Genomic DNA, 17,262 nt, shown 5'->3' on the forward strand with positions numbered 1-17,262 from the left:
TACAGTTGGTTGCTAATAATGATTATTCAGTAATATCGAGTGCTGGCACACCTGAGAGTGCGTCAGTGTTACCTGATAGTCACATTTGCAGTACTAATCACTGTCCTAAGGAAAGTCTTTTGAGCCACCAGCAAACCTTCATGCAATGGATGGATTCGCATGAAAAAATGCTTAAACATATCATTATGGGCTTTGAGGCTAAGCCAGCAATTCAAGAAGAGCTCTTTCAGGAAATCGCGCTTAACATTTGGCAAGCCTTACCTAAATTTAAAGGCCAAGCATCGGTAAAAACCTTTGTCGCTAAAATTGCTCACAATATTTTAGCCACTCATGTAGCCAAAGCCGTTCGAACAGTAAAAGCCGATAGTGAACTTGATGACCAACCACTGACTGATGCTAGTTCAACTCCTTATCAATCTCTTGATAAAGCGCAAAGGCAGCAACGTCTTAGACAAGCCATTCGGCAGCTTAACTTTGAACAACAGCAAATTGTGACACTGGCGCTTGAAGGCATGAGCTATCAAGAAATGGCGGATATTTTGTCGATTAGCGTCAACTTAGTAGGCGTTCGTTTACAGCGCGCCAAAACGGCCTTGATGAAGTTGTTGGAGGCATAATGACAGATAAGCAGCTAACCGACGTTGAATTACACGAGATGCAAACTGGCGAGCCGAGTGTACTTGATGAACAGTGGTCAGAATTAGTTGACGATTGGCAATCACAGCCATACGAAAAAGTTGATATTACTCAACTGGTTAAACAATTGAAAAAGCGTACGCTAGCAGCAAAAACTGTACTCGGGCTTGATGTGTTGGCGACAATTTCATTGTTTGGAGCTCTTGTTTACTCGCTGAGCGAGCAAGTTATCGACTGGGCAACCGTTATTTATTTGAGCTTTGGCGCATTTGGGTCACTGGTTTATACCGTCATCGAGTTCAATATTCGTATTAAAACTTGGCGCATGGATGCCAGCGATCCCAAGCAGGCGTTTGAAAAAAATATCAGTGGTATTAAAGGGGCGATTCAATTTGCCAACCTTTGGCTAATTAGTTGCTTCGCCATATTGCCGATTGGTAACTGGTATATCTGGGAAATTTCCAAAACCAGTGAGAAACCGATTTGGCCAGCATATTTGTTTGCTAACTTGCTAATTGTCGTGATGTTAGTGGGTGCCTACCTTTACAAGCGCAAACGGGTTAAAGAGCTTAATGAGTTAAATGAAATAATAAATGGTTAAGTGTTTTTTATTTGATTTTAATTTTGTTTATTGCGGTCAAGGTTGAGTTAAATTCCTCTGGTTGCGCTTTAACCTCTTTTTTATTCTGTTTTCGTTCTCTTTTTTATTAGGTATAGTTAGCTAATCTCGTAGCGTAAAGTTTCGCTTAGAGGCGCAATATATTTCGCTTAGAATTACTGCATATAACCAAGTTGTTCCCTGCAAATATATTGGAATAAACGAGCGCACAAATTTCGCTGGTTTATCGTGTACAAATTACCCTAGTTCGGGCAGAATATTCTGCCTCAAAATCATTATCAACGTTATCACTTTAGAGGATAAAACATGCTGACTCGGGATATGAATATTGCTGATTTCGATGCGGAATTGTGGCAGTCAATGCAAGATGAAGTAGCACGCCAAGAAGCTCACATCGAATTAATTGCCTCAGAGAACTACACCAGCCCACGTGTACTTGAAGCGCAAGGTTCACAACTAACTAATAAGTATGCCGAAGGCTACCCAGGTAAGCGTTACTACGGTGGTTGTGAGCATGTTGATAAAGCAGAGCAATTAGCGATTGAGCGTGCTAAAGAATTATTTGGTGCAGATTACGCGAACGTGCAGCCACACGCTGGTTCACAAGCTAACGCTGCGGTATTCCAAGCATTAGTGACACCAGGCGCTAAAGTGTTAGGTATGAGCTTGGCTCACGGTGGTCACTTAACTCACGGCTCACACGTTAATTTCTCTGGTAAATTATACGAAGCAATTCAATACGGTTTACATCCAGAAACTGGTGATATCGATTACGAAGAAGTTGAGCGTTTAGCGCTTGAGCACAAGCCTGAGATGATCATCGGTGGTTTCTCAGCATTCTCTGGTGTTGTTGATTGGGCTCGCATGCGTGAGATCGCTGATAAAGTAGATGCTTACTTTATGGTCGATATGGCACATGTTGCCGGTCTTGTTGCTGCTGGCTTGTATCCAAACCCAGTACCACATGCCCATGTTGTTACAACAACTACTCACAAAACACTTGCGGGCCCGCGCGGTGGCTTGATTGTTTCTGGTTGTGGTGACGAAGACGTATACAAAAAACTAAACTCTGCGGTATTCCCAGGCGGCCAAGGCGGTCCATTAATGCACGTGATTGCTGCAAAAGCTGTAGCATTTAAAGAAGCATTACAGCCTGAGTTTAAAGCATACCAACAAGGTGTTTTAGATAACGCCAAAGCGATGGTATCTGTACTTCAAGAACGCGGTTACAAAGTTGTGTCAAATGGTACAGAAAACCACTTATTGTTGTTAGATCTTATCGATAAAGATATCACTGGTAAGGATGCTGACGCAGCCTTAGGTCGTGCACATATCACAGTAAATAAAAACTCTGTGCCAAACGATCCTCGCTCACCGTTTGTTACTTCTGGTTTACGTTTAGGTACACCAGCTATTACGCGCCGTGGTTTTGGTGTTGAAGAGACTAAGCAGTTAACGGGTTGGATTTGCGATATTTTAGATGATATTGAAAACGAAGACGTTAACACTAAAGTTCGTGAACAAGTTCAAGAAATTTGTTCACGCTTCCCTGTATATGCGTAAAGTATATACCTAAGCTCAATGAGTAAGGTATATGAGTAAGATATAGACAAAACGCGATACTAATTGCGTTAAAAACTTATTTGAAAAGGTCACTTCGGTGGCCTTTTTTATTGCCAAAAATTTTTGTTGCCTTTTTGTTGCCTAAAGTATGGTGCCAAATAAGAGGGTGTAATTATATGTGTACATTTGCTGAAAATAAAACTTTACAACTGTAACGGTGCTGGCTATCATGGCCTCAAATTAGCTTAGGCTAGCAGTAACTTAAACAGTGAAATTATTATTTCGTTGCGCAGTTCTTTGTAAGCCAAGACACTATTCAATTTGGTTTAAAGCCAAACAGACCAACTGAACATACTGAGCACTATTGAAATGTTAAAAAGTTATCGATATTACCGCTCTACCTCTTTTTGTAAGGTAAGCGTTTAAACACCAAAGCCCGCAATTTAGGCTTTTTAACGCGTCGCTTACTGACACCTTTACTCTATAATTTATTTTAATTAACGACTTCACTGGAAACGATTATGGGCACACAACCACATGTAAAGACCTTGAACGACATTCACGTTAATGCCGAAGAGGTATTGATCACACCTGAACAATTGCGCGACGAGCTGCCGCTAAGTGAAGAGGGGCGTGAATTTGTCAAAGCTTCGCGCCGTACCATTTCAAACATTATTCACAAGAAAGACCATCGCTTATTAGTGATCAGTGGTCCATGTTCAATTCACGACATTGAAGCGGCGAAAGAGTACGCCCGTAATTTAAAAGCAATGCATGACAAGTACCAAGACAGCTTGTTTGTTGTGATGCGTGTTTACTTTGAAAAGCCAAGAACAACTGTTGGCTGGAAAGGGTTAATTAACGACCCACATATGGATGGCTCATTTGATGTCGAAACTGGCCTACGCAAAGCTCGTGAGTTACTGCTCTACTTAACAGAGCTTGGCTTACCACTCGCAACAGAGGCGCTAGACCCAATTAGCCCACAATACCTAGCGGAGCTATTTAGCTGGTCAGCCATTGGTGCGCGTACTACCGAATCTCAAACTCACCGTGAAATGGCCAGTGGTTTATCTATGCCGATCGGCTTTAAAAATGGTACCAATGGTAGCTTAGATGTTGCCATAAATGCGATGCATTCAGCGGCGTCTTCACATCGTTTTATGGGCATTAACAAGCAAGGACAAGTGGCGCTTATCAAAACTTCTGGTAACCCAGATGGTCATGTGATTTTACGTGGTGGTAAGCAACCTAACTACGATTCAGTCAATGTTGCTTTATGTGAACAAGACTTAGTGAACCAAAAACTTGAACCAGCAATCGTAGTTGATTGTAGCCACGGTAATTCAAACAAAGACTACAGCCGCCAACCATTGGTTGCAGACAATGTAGTTAACCAAATTTGTGAAGGCAACAAGTCAATTATTGGTATTATGTTAGAAAGCCATATCAATGCTGGCAATCAAAGCGCAAACTTACCAAAAGATGAGCTGAAATACGGTGTGTCGGTCACTGATGCTTGTATTGATTTTGCAACAACAGAGGCGTTGTTTGCGCAAGCCGATGCTAAATTAGCCGGCGTGTTAAAAGCAAGAATTGCCTAGTAGGCATACTTGCTGTTGGCAAATTCTCATATCGCCCATGCGAAGGCTAGCACGAAAACAAACGAAACAAATACGAAAAAAATAAGTTAACAACGATAAGCATATGAAAGATATCACTGAAGCGCTGGCGCAATGCCGTGCCGAAATTGATCAACTAGATAGTGAGCTAGTCCAGTTATTGGCAAAACGCCGACAGGTGACTAGTCGGGTAGGTGCGCTAAAAAGTGAAGTTGGCATGCCAATTTATGCCCCAGATCGCGAAGCGAGTTTAATTGAGCAGCGTCGCAAGCAGGCCAGTGAGCAAGGCGTAAATCCTGATCTTGTGCAAGATATCTTGCGTCGAATTATGCAAGATTCCTATTCAAGCCAAGATGAAAGTGGCTATCGTTGTGTTAACCCTGATTGCGGTGAAGTGGTTGTTATTGGCGGTCAGGGCCAACTTGGACGTATCTTTGTTGATTTGTTTACTCGCTCTGGTTACACAGTACACATTATTGAAAAAGATGATTGGGATCACAGTGAAGCGATTCTAGCCAAAGCTAGCTTAGTGATTGTTGCTGTGCCAATTCGCTTTACGGCGATGATTATTAAACAATTAAAGCACTTGCCTTCGTCATGCATTTTGGCTGATGTGACTAGTGTTAAAGAGTCTCCTTTGTATGAAATGTTAAACGTGCATCAGGGACCTGTTCTTGGTTTGCACCCAATGTTTGGTCCTGATGTTGGCAGTTTGATCAAGCAAACCATTATTTCCTGTGAAGGTCGTGGCAGCGAACATTACCAATGGGTACTTGAACAATTTAAAGTGTGGGGCGCAACTATTTACCCTGTATCTGCAAATGAGCACGATCGTGCAATGGCAATGGTGCAAGTAATGCGTCACTTTTCCACAATTGCCTACGGTTACCATTTAATGACTGAAGGTGCTGATTTACAGCAACTTGTTGATATGAGCTCACCGATTTATCGCTTAGAGCTTATTATGGTGGGACGTTTGTTTGCGCAAAATCCAGAACTATACTCGGATATTATTTTCTCCAATAGCGACAACATTGCTATGATGAAGCGCTTTGCTTACCGTTTCTTAGAGTTGTTGGAAGACGTTGAAATGGGCGATAAAGAAGCTTTCGTCACAATGTTTGACCAAGTTTCAGCTTGGTTTGGTGATTACGCGAATATATTCTTAGCTGAAAGCAAAGGCATGTTAGCTAAAGCCAATGAGATAAAATAAGGTTACAATGGCGGCATAAGCTAGGGCGTGTTGGACTTTCAGGGTTGTTTTTGCAGCAGTCTGTTTGGGGTTTGTACAAGGCGGCACTTGTGCAGTGTAGTCATTCTCCATAAGCAAGTGCCAACACAGTAGAAAACTCAAACAGACGCTGCCCCTTTTGATTTATTAGATTGGGTTCATCTAAACGCTTCCTGCTCATTGTTGCTCGCTTTTTACATAGAACGACTATGCGACAAAGCGAGCGCCGCGATCAGAAAGCGTTTAGAATGAACAAAATTCAACCTCGAAAGTTCAACACGCCCTTATGACAATTAAAAAAATTATGCTGCCTTTCCATTCAAAATCATCACAATACTTAGTTGTAGGGCTAACCGTCAGTCTACTCGCTGCTTGTCAAACAACTGCTGATTCATCTTCTTCCATTAAAGCACAACAAAACCATCAAAAAGCCTATATTACCGGCGATGTTACCGAACAAACGCTGTTTAAAGACTACCCATACTTTGCCAAGGGTTACCAAAGTTATCAGCTTAGCCAGCAGCAAGTGGCGCTGGTAAAAAGCCTACCGAGCAACATTAGCTTAGATGTTTACTTTGGTGCTTGGTGCCATGATAGTCAGCGCGAAGTGCCACGCTTGCTAAAAGCGCTGAGTGTTAACCCAAACATAACAACCAAGTTAATCGCGCTGGATATTCGCAAACAAGAACCACAAGGGCGAGCGGCAGCTTCCGGCGTTAAATACACGCCAACTATTATTGTTAAACAAGATGGCGAGGAAGTCGGACGTATTATTGAGCGACCAAAAACAAACCTTGTTGCTGATATTCTGTCTTTTGTCCGTTTATAGCGGTTGTGAAAGTTAGCTAAGCAATAGTTTATTTATCAAACATAAAACAAAAGGCCAATCGTACGATTGGCCTTTTAGTCTGTATAACTATTTATTTGTTTAGTTAGAAAACAAACGCTAAGCCAACAGAAATTGATGTGTCGATATAAAGCGTATCGTCAAACTCTGCCGCGCAAATACTTTGTTCACAAAAGAAGTCGTCATCATCGTCGGTCAATGTGGCATAGGTTCTCAATTCGGTAACAAATGCTAATGTCGGCGAAAATTCGTAGCGGGTACCGATGGCTATTGTGGCTGACGGGTATAGCCCACTTTCATAATCGCTATCCATAAATGTACCGCCTAAACCTAGCGAGAAGGTGGTGACATAGTTTTGCTGACGAAATTGTGCAACACCGCTAAAGTGGGCGTAAAGCAGGGTTAGATCTTCCGTTGTGCCACCGATTTGGCTATCAAAGTCATGTTTCACATAATTGATCAACACTTGCCCTTGACCGTTTGGTGAATCTTGCCAAGAAAAAGCAATCCCCAAATGAGCGTCATCTGACATTGCGATATCACTACCGTCGGCAGCGCCAATGTCAGAGCCAAACATATAACCAACGTAAGGCGTTATTTCATTACCGTTAACGTCACCAGCGCGTTGCGCATTGGCGCTTAAACTAAAGCATGCAAGCAACAAACACATTAAACGAGCCGTGAAGCTAGTTTTGTCATTTTGTTGCCAGCGTGGCAGCCAGCTAAAACTATTCATACAAATCATCCTTTTTTAGTTTTTATGCTTTTATTTATAGGTGCTTTTTATCGTTACTTTTTATCGGCACTTATTATAGTTTTATTGAATTTATTGATCTTGCACTAAAGTAGTCAGCATTGCATTGCCTTAACAGGATTACAAGTCTTTAGGCGCGTAATTAATGACTTAGTAGCTGATTTTTTGTTTCTAAAGCAATGGCTTGTAGTACGTACGCGCCAACGATACTCATTTGCTGTTCACTCGTGAGATGCTCATTTTTCAGCGTCAGCTGTTGCGCAATCACTTCGTGGCTTGGCTCGCCGCTAGCGGTTAACGTGATAAATAATTTATCTAGCATTAACTTGTTGATGTTTAACTGGAACTCACTGCGACCCATTAGGCCCAATTGTTGCTCAAGCGCTGGCTTTACTAGCGTATCTAGCTGTGTTGTTAAATTGGCGAGTGCCTGCTGTGCATCTTGCTGAGGAAGTAAAACAGTCGCATCCCCAATTGTCATTTGGGTTACTTGTACAACGGCTTTCTTTAGACTGCGTTTTTCGTATTGCCAGCTAATGTTTGTTAGCTGTATCGCTAGCAACTCGTCGGTGTTTTCAATGGGTAATAGTAGTTTAACGCTGCCAATAAAGCCTGAATCTTCAGCGGTTTTCGTTGATAAATCGCTAAGTGAAAACTCACTCCCTTCTGGCAACTGCTGATTAATGGCAACTTGATATTCCGTTAAATATTGGTCCATTGACTGGCTGGCGGCATACCACATTAAGGCGCCGAGTGTTGCGAAAGCGGCAAAGGCAAGAGCAGCTAATTTATTCACGTTAACTTCTTATTTTTTAAGGTAAGAGGCTGGATTATATACCCAAACGAAATCGCTAGGCGAGTTAAAATAGGCCGGGGAGGACTAAGCATTTTAAATTTGTTGTGCCAAAACAAAACAAGCTGAAATAAGCGACTAATTAAACAGGTCTAGCATGGCAGCATTAATCGCAAAAGCCAACATGGCAGGGCATTAGTGCTAGTTCATCGAGGGGGAGTTAACGTTTTTTCGGTTAACGTCCTATATTTTCAGATGAATAACATCGTTGCCGAACTTGAACTCCGGTATATTTTCACGATTAAATTTTCATGCTTAAGTTGTTATGTCTAGCTCTATAAAAAGTCGTTTACCTTTTATTTTTATCTTTGGCTTACTTGCTGCGCTTATTATCACTATAAATTGGCCTGCAGAGCAGGGCGAGAAGAAAAGTCGTCAGCGCATTGTGCCAGTGAAAACTGCCGCCGCTCATACTGAAGAGTTTAAAGATGTGATTGAGGCTCTAGGTAATGCTCGTGCCAATGAGCAGGTGCTGATCACTTCAAATTATTCAGATATTGTCGAAGAAGTCTCATTTCAAGACGGTGAGATTGTAAAAAAAGGCGATATTTTAGTTCGCCTGAATAACCAAGAAGAGGCAGCGAAAGTAAGAGAGTTAGAAGCCAACCTAGCGGAGTCTGTTGCTCAGTTAAATCGCTTTCAAGACTTATTAACTAAAAGAGCAACATCGAAATCGCAAGTTGACCAGCAAGAAGCGCAAACCAAAGCGATAGCTGCTCAGCTGTTAAGTGCCCGTACAAAACTCAATGAACTGACTATCTCGGCACCTTTTGATGGCGTGCTAGGGTTTCGTGAAATCAGTGTTGGTGCGTTTGTGCAATCAGGCGACGTGATTACGTCACTTGACGACTTAAGTACGGTCAAAGTGGATTTCTCAGTACCTGAGCGTTTTTATACCACGATTGCGGTCGGGCAGGCGATTGAAGCAACGAACACTGCATACGACGATAAAGTCTTTATGGGTAAGATTGTCTCAGTTGATCCGCGTATTGATAATGCAACTCGCATGGTAAAAGTGCGCGCGGAAATCCCTAATTCTGATTATGCGCTACGCGCAGGTATGCTATTGAGCATTAACGTTGAACGTAGTGTTGAACAAGTACTGCAAGTGCCAGAAAGTGCCATTATTCCAATTGAAGACAACCACTACGTGTTTGTGGTTAATGATGGTAAAGCGATGCGTAAACAGGTGATTGTTGGCCGTCGTAAGCCGGGTATGGTGGAAATTAAAAGTGGTTTAGACGAAAACCAACCAGTCGTGGTTGAAGGGGCATTGAAACTCAGAGATGGAACACAAGTGAAGGTTCTTGAGCCGAAAGTACAGGAGCCATCATAGTGATTTTATCTGACTTATCAGTTAAACGTCCGGTCTTTGCCACGGTTGTCAATCTGCTTATTGTCACCTTCGGTGTTGTTGCGTTTTTTCTATTACCGCTGCGTGAATACCCTGATATTGACCCGCCAGTAGTTAGTATCAATACCTCATACCCCGGTGCATCAGCGGCGATCATTGAAACTAAAATTACTCAGCTCTTAGAAGATCGCATCAGTGGTGTTGAAGGGGTTAAAAATATTACCTCAACCAGTCGTGTTGGTCGTTCTAGCATTACCATTGAGTTTGAACTAGATCGCGATATTGATTCGGCGACCAACGATGTGCGCGATAGAATCTCACGCGCACTTCGCCAATTGCCAGAACAGGCAGATCCGCCAGAAGTGTTTAAATCTGACAGTGATGCCAACGTAATTGTTTGGTTTGTAATGCAAAGTGACACCATGAGTACCTTGCAACTTACTGACTATGCCGAGCGTTATATTGTTGACCGCTTTGCTGTGGTTGACGGTGTTGCGCAGGTGCGTGTGGGTGGCGGTCGCACCTATGCGATGAAAGTCTTTTTAGATCGCGTTGCTATGGCGGCACGCGGCGTCACGGTCGATGACATTGAAACCACATTACGTGCGCAAAATGTTGAATTACCGGCAGGTGAAATTGAGTCAGTTGACCGCGACTTTTCGATAAGAGTCGAGCGCAGTTATCGCTCAGAAACAGATTTTGCCCGCATGGTGGTTGCCAAAGGTAACAATGGTGAGCTGGTGCGTTTAGCGGATGTTGCTCGAGTTGAGGTGGCTGCTGAAGACGATGAAAACATGTTCCGCGGTAACGGTAAAAACATGGTCGGCCTTGGTATTATTAAGCAGTCGAAAGCAAATACCTTAGACGTGGTAAAAGCGGCGCGTGCTGAGATGGGAAAAATTCGCGAATCACTGCCAACAGGCACTACCATTCGCAACAGTTACGACTCATCAGTGTTTATTCAAGGCTCAATCGACGAAGTGTACAACACCTTGTTCATCGCCATGATGATGGTGATTTTGGTGATTTTCTTGTTCTTAGGCAATATTCGCGCAACCATCATTCCCGCGGTCACTGTACCTGTGGCGCTGATTGGCTCGATGATGGCGTTATCGGCGCTTGGCTTCTCCATCAACCTGTTGACTTTGCTCGCTTTGGTGTTAGCCATTGGTTTAGTAGTCGATGATGCAATTGTGGTCTTAGAGAACATTTATCGCCGTATCGAACAAGGACAAACGCCATTAATGGCGGCCTATGAAGGTGGGCGTGAAGTTGCCTTTGCTGTAGTGGCGACGACTTTAGTGTTAGTGGCTGTATTTGTGCCGTTGATCTTTATCTCCGGTAATATGGGTCGATTATTCACTGAGTTTGCCTTAGCGATTGCTGCCGCGGTTGTGTTTTCAAGTATCACAGCATTGTCGTTAACACCTATGCTGTGTTCAAAAATGCTAAAACACCGTGAGCGCAGTTCTTCGTTTGGTCAGTTGCTCGATAAAGGCTTTGCCCGATTAGAAGCCAGTTATGCCAATGCGTTAAAAAGCTCAATTCATCAGCCAGTGTTGTTAGTTGCCATTGTTATCGCTTCGCTATACGCCGTGTATAGCCTATTTCTGCAATTGCCTAACGAGTACACGCCAAAAGAAGACCGAGGCGATCTGTTTATTATTATGAACAGTGCCGAAGGGGCAAGCTACGAAAGTAATGTTAAGAACATGCAGCAGATTGAGAGTAAACTTTTAGCTTATCAAGAGCGTGGCGAATTAGACCGCGTGCTAGTGCGTGTGCCAGGGTTTGGTGGTTCAAGTGGTATTGCTATTGTTGGTTTACCTAAATGGGATGAACGTGCGTTTTCAACGGCTGAATTTGCGGGTCGAATGAATGGTGAATTGTCATCGGTAACCGATGTGCGAGCGTTTGCGATTATGCGCCAAGGTCTGCGCGGTTCCGGTAATAGTCAGCCAGTAGAGTTTGTGATCCAAGGAAACACCTACGAAGAGTTAGCGAAGTGGCGAGATATTGTTGTTGCCAGAGCGCAAGAAAATCCTAATTTACAAAGCGTGCAAAGTGATTACAAAGAAACTTTCCCTCAGTTGCTTGTGGAAATAGATCACAACCGTGCTTACGACTTAGGTGTACCAATTGGTGATATCGGTAAAACCCTTGAAACTATGTTGGGTCAACGCCGCGTTACTACATTTGTTGACCGTGGTGAAGAGTACGATGTTATCTTGGAAGGTGATGAAGCTGATTTTGCTAGCCCGACAGACATCAATAACGTATACGTGCGCTCGCGTGAAACTAATGAACTTATTCCGCTATCGAACTTAATTACGATTAGAGAAAATGCGACGTCATCGCGTTTAAATCGCTACAACCGCTTACGTAGTGTCACGATTACTGCCAACTTAGCTGACGGTTACTTACTCGGTGATGCGTTGGACTTCCTCAACCAAGTGGTACGAGATGAACTGCCGGATGAAGCGCAAGTGGATTACAAAGGTCAGTCATTGTTATTAAAAGAATCAGGCACCTCTATTCTGTTTATTTTCGCACTGGCTCTATTGATCACATACTTTGTACTGTCAGCACAATTTGAAAGCTTTGTTCATCCATTTGTTATTTTATTGACTGTACCCTTAGCGTTAGTGGGCGCACTAGCGGGGCTAGAATATATGGGCATGAGTCTGAATATCTACAGCCAAATTGGTATTGTTATGCTAATTGGTTTAGCGGCGAAAAACGGTATTCTAATTGTTGAATTTGCGAACCAGTTACGTGACAAAGGCGAAGCGTTTGAAACGGCATTAATTCACGCTTCTCAGCAGCGATTACGCCCTATCATAATGACCACTTTCACGACTGTGACTAGTGCGATTCCTTTAGTGATGGCACAAGGTCCGGGCCATGAAAGTCGCATGGTGATTGGGGTAGTGATTTTCGCTGGTGTATCGCTGGCCAGTATCTTCACTTTATTTGTTGTGCCTAGTGCATACTACTGGTTGTGCCGTAATACAGGCTCACCAGAAGCTATTGCCCATGAACTAGATAAGCTGCAACAACAAGAGCAGCAAGGCTAATTGACTCAGGCGCTAACAGAAAAACAAAAAGGCACGCTAATTAGCGTGCCTTTTTGTTAGGTGTTTTCTATATCAAATACGATTAGATTTCTGCAGCCGGTACGCTGGTTGGCGAAATATGTTCGATAGGGTAGCAGCCTAGCACTTTGATAAACTTAGTTAACTCAGTTAATTCACCGATAGCTTCTTGCATTGCCGCTGATTTAAGGTTGGCTTCCACATCAATATAAAACATTTCTTCCCATGGGCGACCTTGAATAGGGCGAGACTCTAATTTACACATGTTAATGCCTTTCTCTTTTAGCACTAACAAACACTCCACCAAGGCACCTGGTTTTTGACCTGTTGCCAGAATAAAGGTCGTTTTCGCAGGAATTTGCTCAGCAACATCAACTGGCTTTCGTGCGACAAGAATAAAGCGGCTATGGTTTTCATCCTGATTGGCAATAGACTTTTCTAAGGCGTGTAACTGGTACAAGTGGCCACCTTCTTCACTGCCAATAACGGCAACCGTTTCATCTTGTAATTCATAGACTTTTGCCATCGCATCGGCTGTGCTATCGCAATATTCAATACGAATGTCGTGTTGCTTGTCTAAGAAATTACTGCACTGTGTAAATGGTTGACCGTGTGCGTAGATGGTTTTGATATTCTCTAAACGAGTATTAACCGCTGTTAGCAAGCAATGCTCAATGGGTTGTGTGATTTCGCCAACAATTGCAAGGTTAGTATGTTGCAGCAGATCGTAAACCTCATTGATACTACCTGAGCTTGTATTTTCAATGGGTAGCATGCCGTAATCAACGTGGCCAGCTTCAACCTGTTGCATAATATCAGCAAAGCTTTGACAGCCTGATTCAATAATTTTTTCCGCGCGGCGTGAGAAGTAACGGTGACTAGCAAGGTAGCTGTATGAACCCTTGTTGCCTAAGAAGGCCACGCTGACCATCGGCAATTGTAAGTTAGGGTTGGTGAGAGTTTGTAGGTATGCCTGCTGGTTAAGCACTGAATCTTCAATAATGGTTTGGAACACGCTGGTCACGTAGTGGGCATCCAACCCTAATTCTTTACCTTGTTTGATCAAGCGAATCAGCAATTCTTGCTCACGCTGTTGATCACGTACTGGACGCACCTGATGTGCTTTACTTTTGGCAACATTGAGTGTGAGCGAACGGCGCTTGGCAAAGAGCTTGAGCAATTGCTGGTCGGTTTCTGTAATTTGTGCTCTTATTTCGTTTAGGTCTAATGATTGCTCCACGTTGACTCCTTTGCTTTAGCTTGTTGCTAATATAGTACCGTTAAAAAATAGATAAAAAAAAACCTCCAGTGTGGAGGTTTTTCGGGTTAATTTTTGCCGCAAAAAACGCTCCTCAACGAGAGAGGATAAAAAACAGGCTAAAGAAACGAGTGCCTGATAAAACGTTTTTGATTGCGCTTTTTACTGCGCTTTCGATAGCGGAAGTAATGTTCATGGCTTTAATGTATCGACAGTCCTACTAGAGTTCAAGCACTATTTTCTAACTATAAATGCCTAATATGGCAGCAACGTTAGCGTATAGCGAGTTTCACCCGGTAAAAATGGGCTAGGTTTACCTGCAACCCAGTCGCTATGTCCTTTGCCAAAGTATGGGCTCCAAGGATGACCAGCCTGGCTGGTAGGCATATGAAAAATGCCAGACTCTTCATGCCCAGGCGAAACGATCATACGCTCTGATGCGCCAAAGCTGCCACCATCAACTCTTGGCATGAAGCCGTCGCCAGGTAATGGTTCTGCTGGCATGTTAAGGTAACCACCGAAAAGAGGGATAGCGCTACTCAGCGGGTGTTTAATCTCAGCGGCATTATGTTGACCCCAAGTGGCATCTGCAAGGCTTTGCTGTTCGGTAATTTCATTAAGCGCTTGGTCTAACGACTCTGTTAGCAATGTTTGCCAGCTCATGTCTTGTGCTAGATAGCCCACAGGTTGTTCAGTCACTAATTGCCAAAGTGGTTCTTCTAAAGAATTTCGCACGGTTTTTAGTGAAAAGTTTTTATCTTGCTCACTAAGGTAACTTTCCAACTGTTTAAAGACTTGAGCTTTGACCTTAGATTTAAATGCTTTAACGATGCGGTAGCCAACGGAATCAACACTGGCCATCAGTGGCTGCTGACTGATAAAAGGCAGAGCTGCTTGCCAATGAGGATTCGCGCTTAGTGCGGGCTCAGTTAATATTTGGTCTAGCAACAGCTCTTGCCAGCGCGACAGGTAAATGGCTTCAGTATCAAGCGCGATATCAAGTAAAGCTTGTTCGTCGAACGCTTGTTGCTCAAACAGTCGGGTTTTAATTTGCTGAGCGCGAGCACCCAGTGCGTAGCCGCCATTACCGATATGCTGGTACATCTGACCGCCAACAACACGAGAGTTGGCTGTCCATAGTCGTCGTTGTGCAGGGGAGATAACCTTAGGGTAATCTTCAGGGGCTAGGTAACCTTTCCAGCCAAACTCGCCAGTCGACCAATCTTTTGGTAGTTCTCCTATGTCACCGTGTTTTACTGGAATTTGCCCCATGATTGTCCAAGCAATATCACCTTGGCTATCAGCAACCATTAAGTTCTGTGCAGGTATGCCTGCACTTGCTGCAATCTTTACAGCCTGTTCAACATTGGTGGCTGTTTCTAATTTTATATGCGCTAAGTTGACCGCGTTTGTATCATGCGCCACCCAGCGATATGCCAGTAGATTGCCGTTTTTATCTTCACCAATCACCGGCCCCCAAACGGTTTCTTGCGTTTGAATTTCGACGGTTTTTTGATCTTTGACGGCAATCATGTGGTTGCGCTGAGTAAAATCTTCAAAGCCACTGGGTGTTAAGTATTGGCTTTTGTCTTTGTTTGTTTTAAGTAGGACGACGTCACTCCAGTCGCCGTAGCTATTAGTGAAGCCCCAAGCAATATGTCCATTACTGCCAACGATGACATTGGGGGTGCCAGGCAAGGTCGCGCCTGTTACCTTAATCGGACTGCCATCTGGCAACTTGTACTCTAATGATGCTCGATACCAAGTGTTGGGCACGCGAAGCCCTAAGTGCATATCGTTAGCCACAATTGCACTACCCGTTTTAGTCAGTGCGCCAGATACGGCCCAGTTGTTTGAACCGACAAAGTTTTGTTCTGTTAGTTGTGTGCTAATAAAGGAAAGGGACGCTTGTGCTTCTTTATTACTTGTTTGAGAATTGTTTAAGTCAGAAACAACTAAGTCAGATGAGAATTCCTTAGATGATATGCTAGCTGGAAAGCTAGTTGGCATAGTGGCTTGCGGCATTTGCGTGCCATCTATTGCTGCGTCCCACTGTGTACCTTTTGGGGTTAAAAAAGCAAAGAGGTCTTCAGGCAATGATTGCTGCATAGCGAAAAGACTTAACTCGCGCTCACCGCCAGCGTACTGTAAATCAAGGTACATGCTAAATACGGTCAGTATGGTGTCTTCCTCTTGCCAGAGCACTGGGGTTTGTCGTAGTAACAAATATTCGAATGGATTGGCACCAAGTCGCTGAATACCTTGATTAACGCCCCGAGTATAGGCCTTAATCAGTTCAAATTCGTTCTTAGAAAGCTTATTAATAATTGCTCTGGCACGTTCTCTAAAACGGTGTACACGAATTTTTTTATCATAATCAAGGGCAACTTCACCAAACAAGCTAGAAAGCTCACCCGCTGAGTTTCGGCGCAGCAGATCCATTTGGAAAAAGCGCTCTTGGCCATGAACAAAACCAAGCGCCATGGCGGCATCCAAACGGCTGTCGGCTTGGATTGTTGCGATACCGTATTCATCACGAGTGATTTCAACTTTTGCGTTAAGACCATATAACGCGGTATTGCCGTCTAGTTGCGGCATCGCATTGTATATGCTGCTGTATATCCAGGCTGATGCAGTAGCTAGAATAAATACCAGTAAAATGACAGCACCCAGTAAAAAAGGTTTGATTTTGTTCATCACTAATTATTGTTATTTCGTTTGGGTTTTGAGCTTAGATTACTGCGATTTGTCGAGATGTGCACGGAAAATGCAGCAAAAGTGCGAGTTTTTTATGCAATTTATTGACATAAGTTAATGTTTTTGCTTAGGTTGAAAAATAGTCAATAATTCAATGGTATTTTTGGCCTGACAAATGACATAATGTGGCCTCGTTGTAACACCACTGTAGTGAAAAACTGCTAAGTTACAAAAGTTGTTAATTTAGATGTTGTTAATGTGACTATGGTTGATCATGGAAGAATTGTCTGTAGAAAGGAAGTCTTTAGCTAGTAGCTAAACAGGATTACTTTTAACGCAACGAAAATAACAATAACGGAGTTTGCATGTCAGACAATTTTAATCGCTACATACAAGTAGGTGAGTGGTGCTTTGAGCTTAAAATGGTTAGGGCACTTAAAGTAGAAGAATACGGTAAGCCATATAGTGCTATTGCCAACTGCAATATCAATGGTGATTCGATGTATATTGACGGCCTAGTAACCAAAGATGGTGAAGAGTTTACCAAAGATGACTTTATGACCTTTCACCAGTTTACTGAAATGCTTGGTTTAGATAATTTTTCTTACCATAGATACCAAGATGGGCGTTCCGTTACACGGGAAGTAAAGGTTAGAAAAACAGCTCAGCGAAAGGCTCAGAAAAAAAATATTCAAACTCAAGATCCTGAGTATATAAAGTTAGTTCAATAGCT

General features: G+C 43.1%; 13 protein-coding genes. 9 read left to right on the forward strand and 4 right to left on the reverse strand.

Going from position 1 to position 17,262, the window contains the following annotated elements; genetic code table 11:
• Positions 1-119: 119 nt before the first annotated feature.
• From DXX92_RS04810 to DXX92_RS04835, 6 genes are all read left to right on the forward strand, one after another.
• Complete coding sequence (locus DXX92_RS04810; protein ID WP_245961399.1) at positions 120-617, forward strand: RNA polymerase sigma factor; 498 nt, start codon at positions 120-122, stop codon at positions 615-617.
• Positions 617-1,237, forward strand: coding sequence for a hypothetical protein (locus DXX92_RS04815; protein ID WP_115999402.1), 621 nt, complete (start codon positions 617-619; stop codon positions 1,235-1,237). Before DXX92_RS04810 ends, DXX92_RS04815 begins: the two co-directional genes overlap by 1 nt.
• Before the next feature lie 324 nt (positions 1,238-1,561).
• Entirely contained in the window at positions 1,562-2,818 is a 1,257-nt protein-coding gene (glyA, locus tag DXX92_RS04820; RefSeq protein WP_115999403.1) for a serine hydroxymethyltransferase, read from the forward strand.
• 521 nt (positions 2,819-3,339) lie between these two features.
• Positions 3,340-4,422, forward strand: a complete 1,083-nt coding sequence (locus DXX92_RS04825; protein WP_115999404.1) for a 3-deoxy-7-phosphoheptulonate synthase — start codon at positions 3,340-3,342, stop codon at positions 4,420-4,422.
• 103 nt (positions 4,423-4,525) lie between these two features.
• Positions 4,526-5,653 (forward strand): bifunctional chorismate mutase/prephenate dehydrogenase, encoded by a 1,128-nt coding sequence (gene tyrA, locus DXX92_RS04830; RefSeq protein WP_115999405.1) that lies wholly within the window; start codon positions 4,526-4,528, stop codon positions 5,651-5,653.
• 304 nt (positions 5,654-5,957) lie between these two features.
• Positions 5,958-6,500, forward strand: coding sequence for a thioredoxin family protein (locus DXX92_RS04835; RefSeq protein ID WP_115999406.1), 543 nt, complete (start codon positions 5,958-5,960; stop codon positions 6,498-6,500).
• Positions 6,501-6,603: 103 nt separating this feature from the next.
• On the opposite strand, the gene DXX92_RS04840 is transcribed toward DXX92_RS04835, so the two are convergent.
• Both DXX92_RS04840 and DXX92_RS04845 read right to left on the reverse strand, forming a co-directional pair.
• The gene (locus tag DXX92_RS04840) at positions 6,604-7,254 is read right to left on the reverse strand and encodes a hypothetical protein (RefSeq protein WP_115999407.1); all 651 of its coding nucleotides are present in this window, start codon (positions 7,252-7,254) and stop codon (positions 6,604-6,606) included.
• Between the two features lie 160 nt (positions 7,255-7,414).
• Positions 7,415-8,068, reverse strand: a complete 654-nt coding sequence (locus DXX92_RS04845) for a hypothetical protein (RefSeq protein ID WP_115999408.1) — start codon at positions 8,066-8,068, stop codon at positions 7,415-7,417.
• A gap of 322 nt (positions 8,069-8,390) precedes the next feature.
• On the opposite strand from DXX92_RS04845, the gene DXX92_RS04850 reads away from it, so the two are divergent.
• Positions 8,391-9,461, forward strand: a complete 1,071-nt coding sequence (locus DXX92_RS04850) for an efflux RND transporter periplasmic adaptor subunit (RefSeq protein ID WP_115999409.1) — start codon at positions 8,391-8,393, stop codon at positions 9,459-9,461.
• Positions 9,461-12,556, forward strand: coding sequence for an efflux RND transporter permease subunit (locus tag DXX92_RS04855; RefSeq protein WP_115999410.1), 3,096 nt, complete (start codon positions 9,461-9,463; stop codon positions 12,554-12,556). Before DXX92_RS04850 ends, DXX92_RS04855 begins: the two co-directional genes overlap by 1 nt.
• Before the next feature lie 82 nt (positions 12,557-12,638).
• Here DXX92_RS04855 and pheA read toward each other — a convergent pair whose 3' ends face one another.
• The gene (pheA, locus tag DXX92_RS04860) at positions 12,639-13,814 is read right to left on the reverse strand and encodes a prephenate dehydratase (RefSeq protein WP_115999411.1); all 1,176 of its coding nucleotides are present in this window, start codon (positions 13,812-13,814) and stop codon (positions 12,639-12,641) included.
• A 273-nt stretch (positions 13,815-14,087) separates the two neighbouring features.
• Positions 14,088-16,529: a penicillin acylase family protein gene (locus DXX92_RS04865; RefSeq protein WP_115999412.1), complete on the reverse strand. Its 2,442-nt coding sequence runs from the start codon at positions 16,527-16,529 to the stop codon at positions 14,088-14,090.
• Positions 16,530-16,894: 365 nt separating this feature from the next.
• Here DXX92_RS04865 and DXX92_RS04870 point away from each other — a divergent pair, with 365 nt between their 5' ends.
• Entirely contained in the window at positions 16,895-17,260 is a 366-nt protein-coding gene (locus DXX92_RS04870) for a hypothetical protein (RefSeq protein WP_115999413.1), read from the forward strand.
• Positions 17,261-17,262 lie beyond the last annotated feature (2 nt).

Source organism: Thalassotalea euphylliae, assembly GCF_003390395.1.
Lineage (GTDB): Bacteria > Pseudomonadota > Gammaproteobacteria > Enterobacterales > Alteromonadaceae > Thalassotalea_F > Thalassotalea_F euphylliae_C.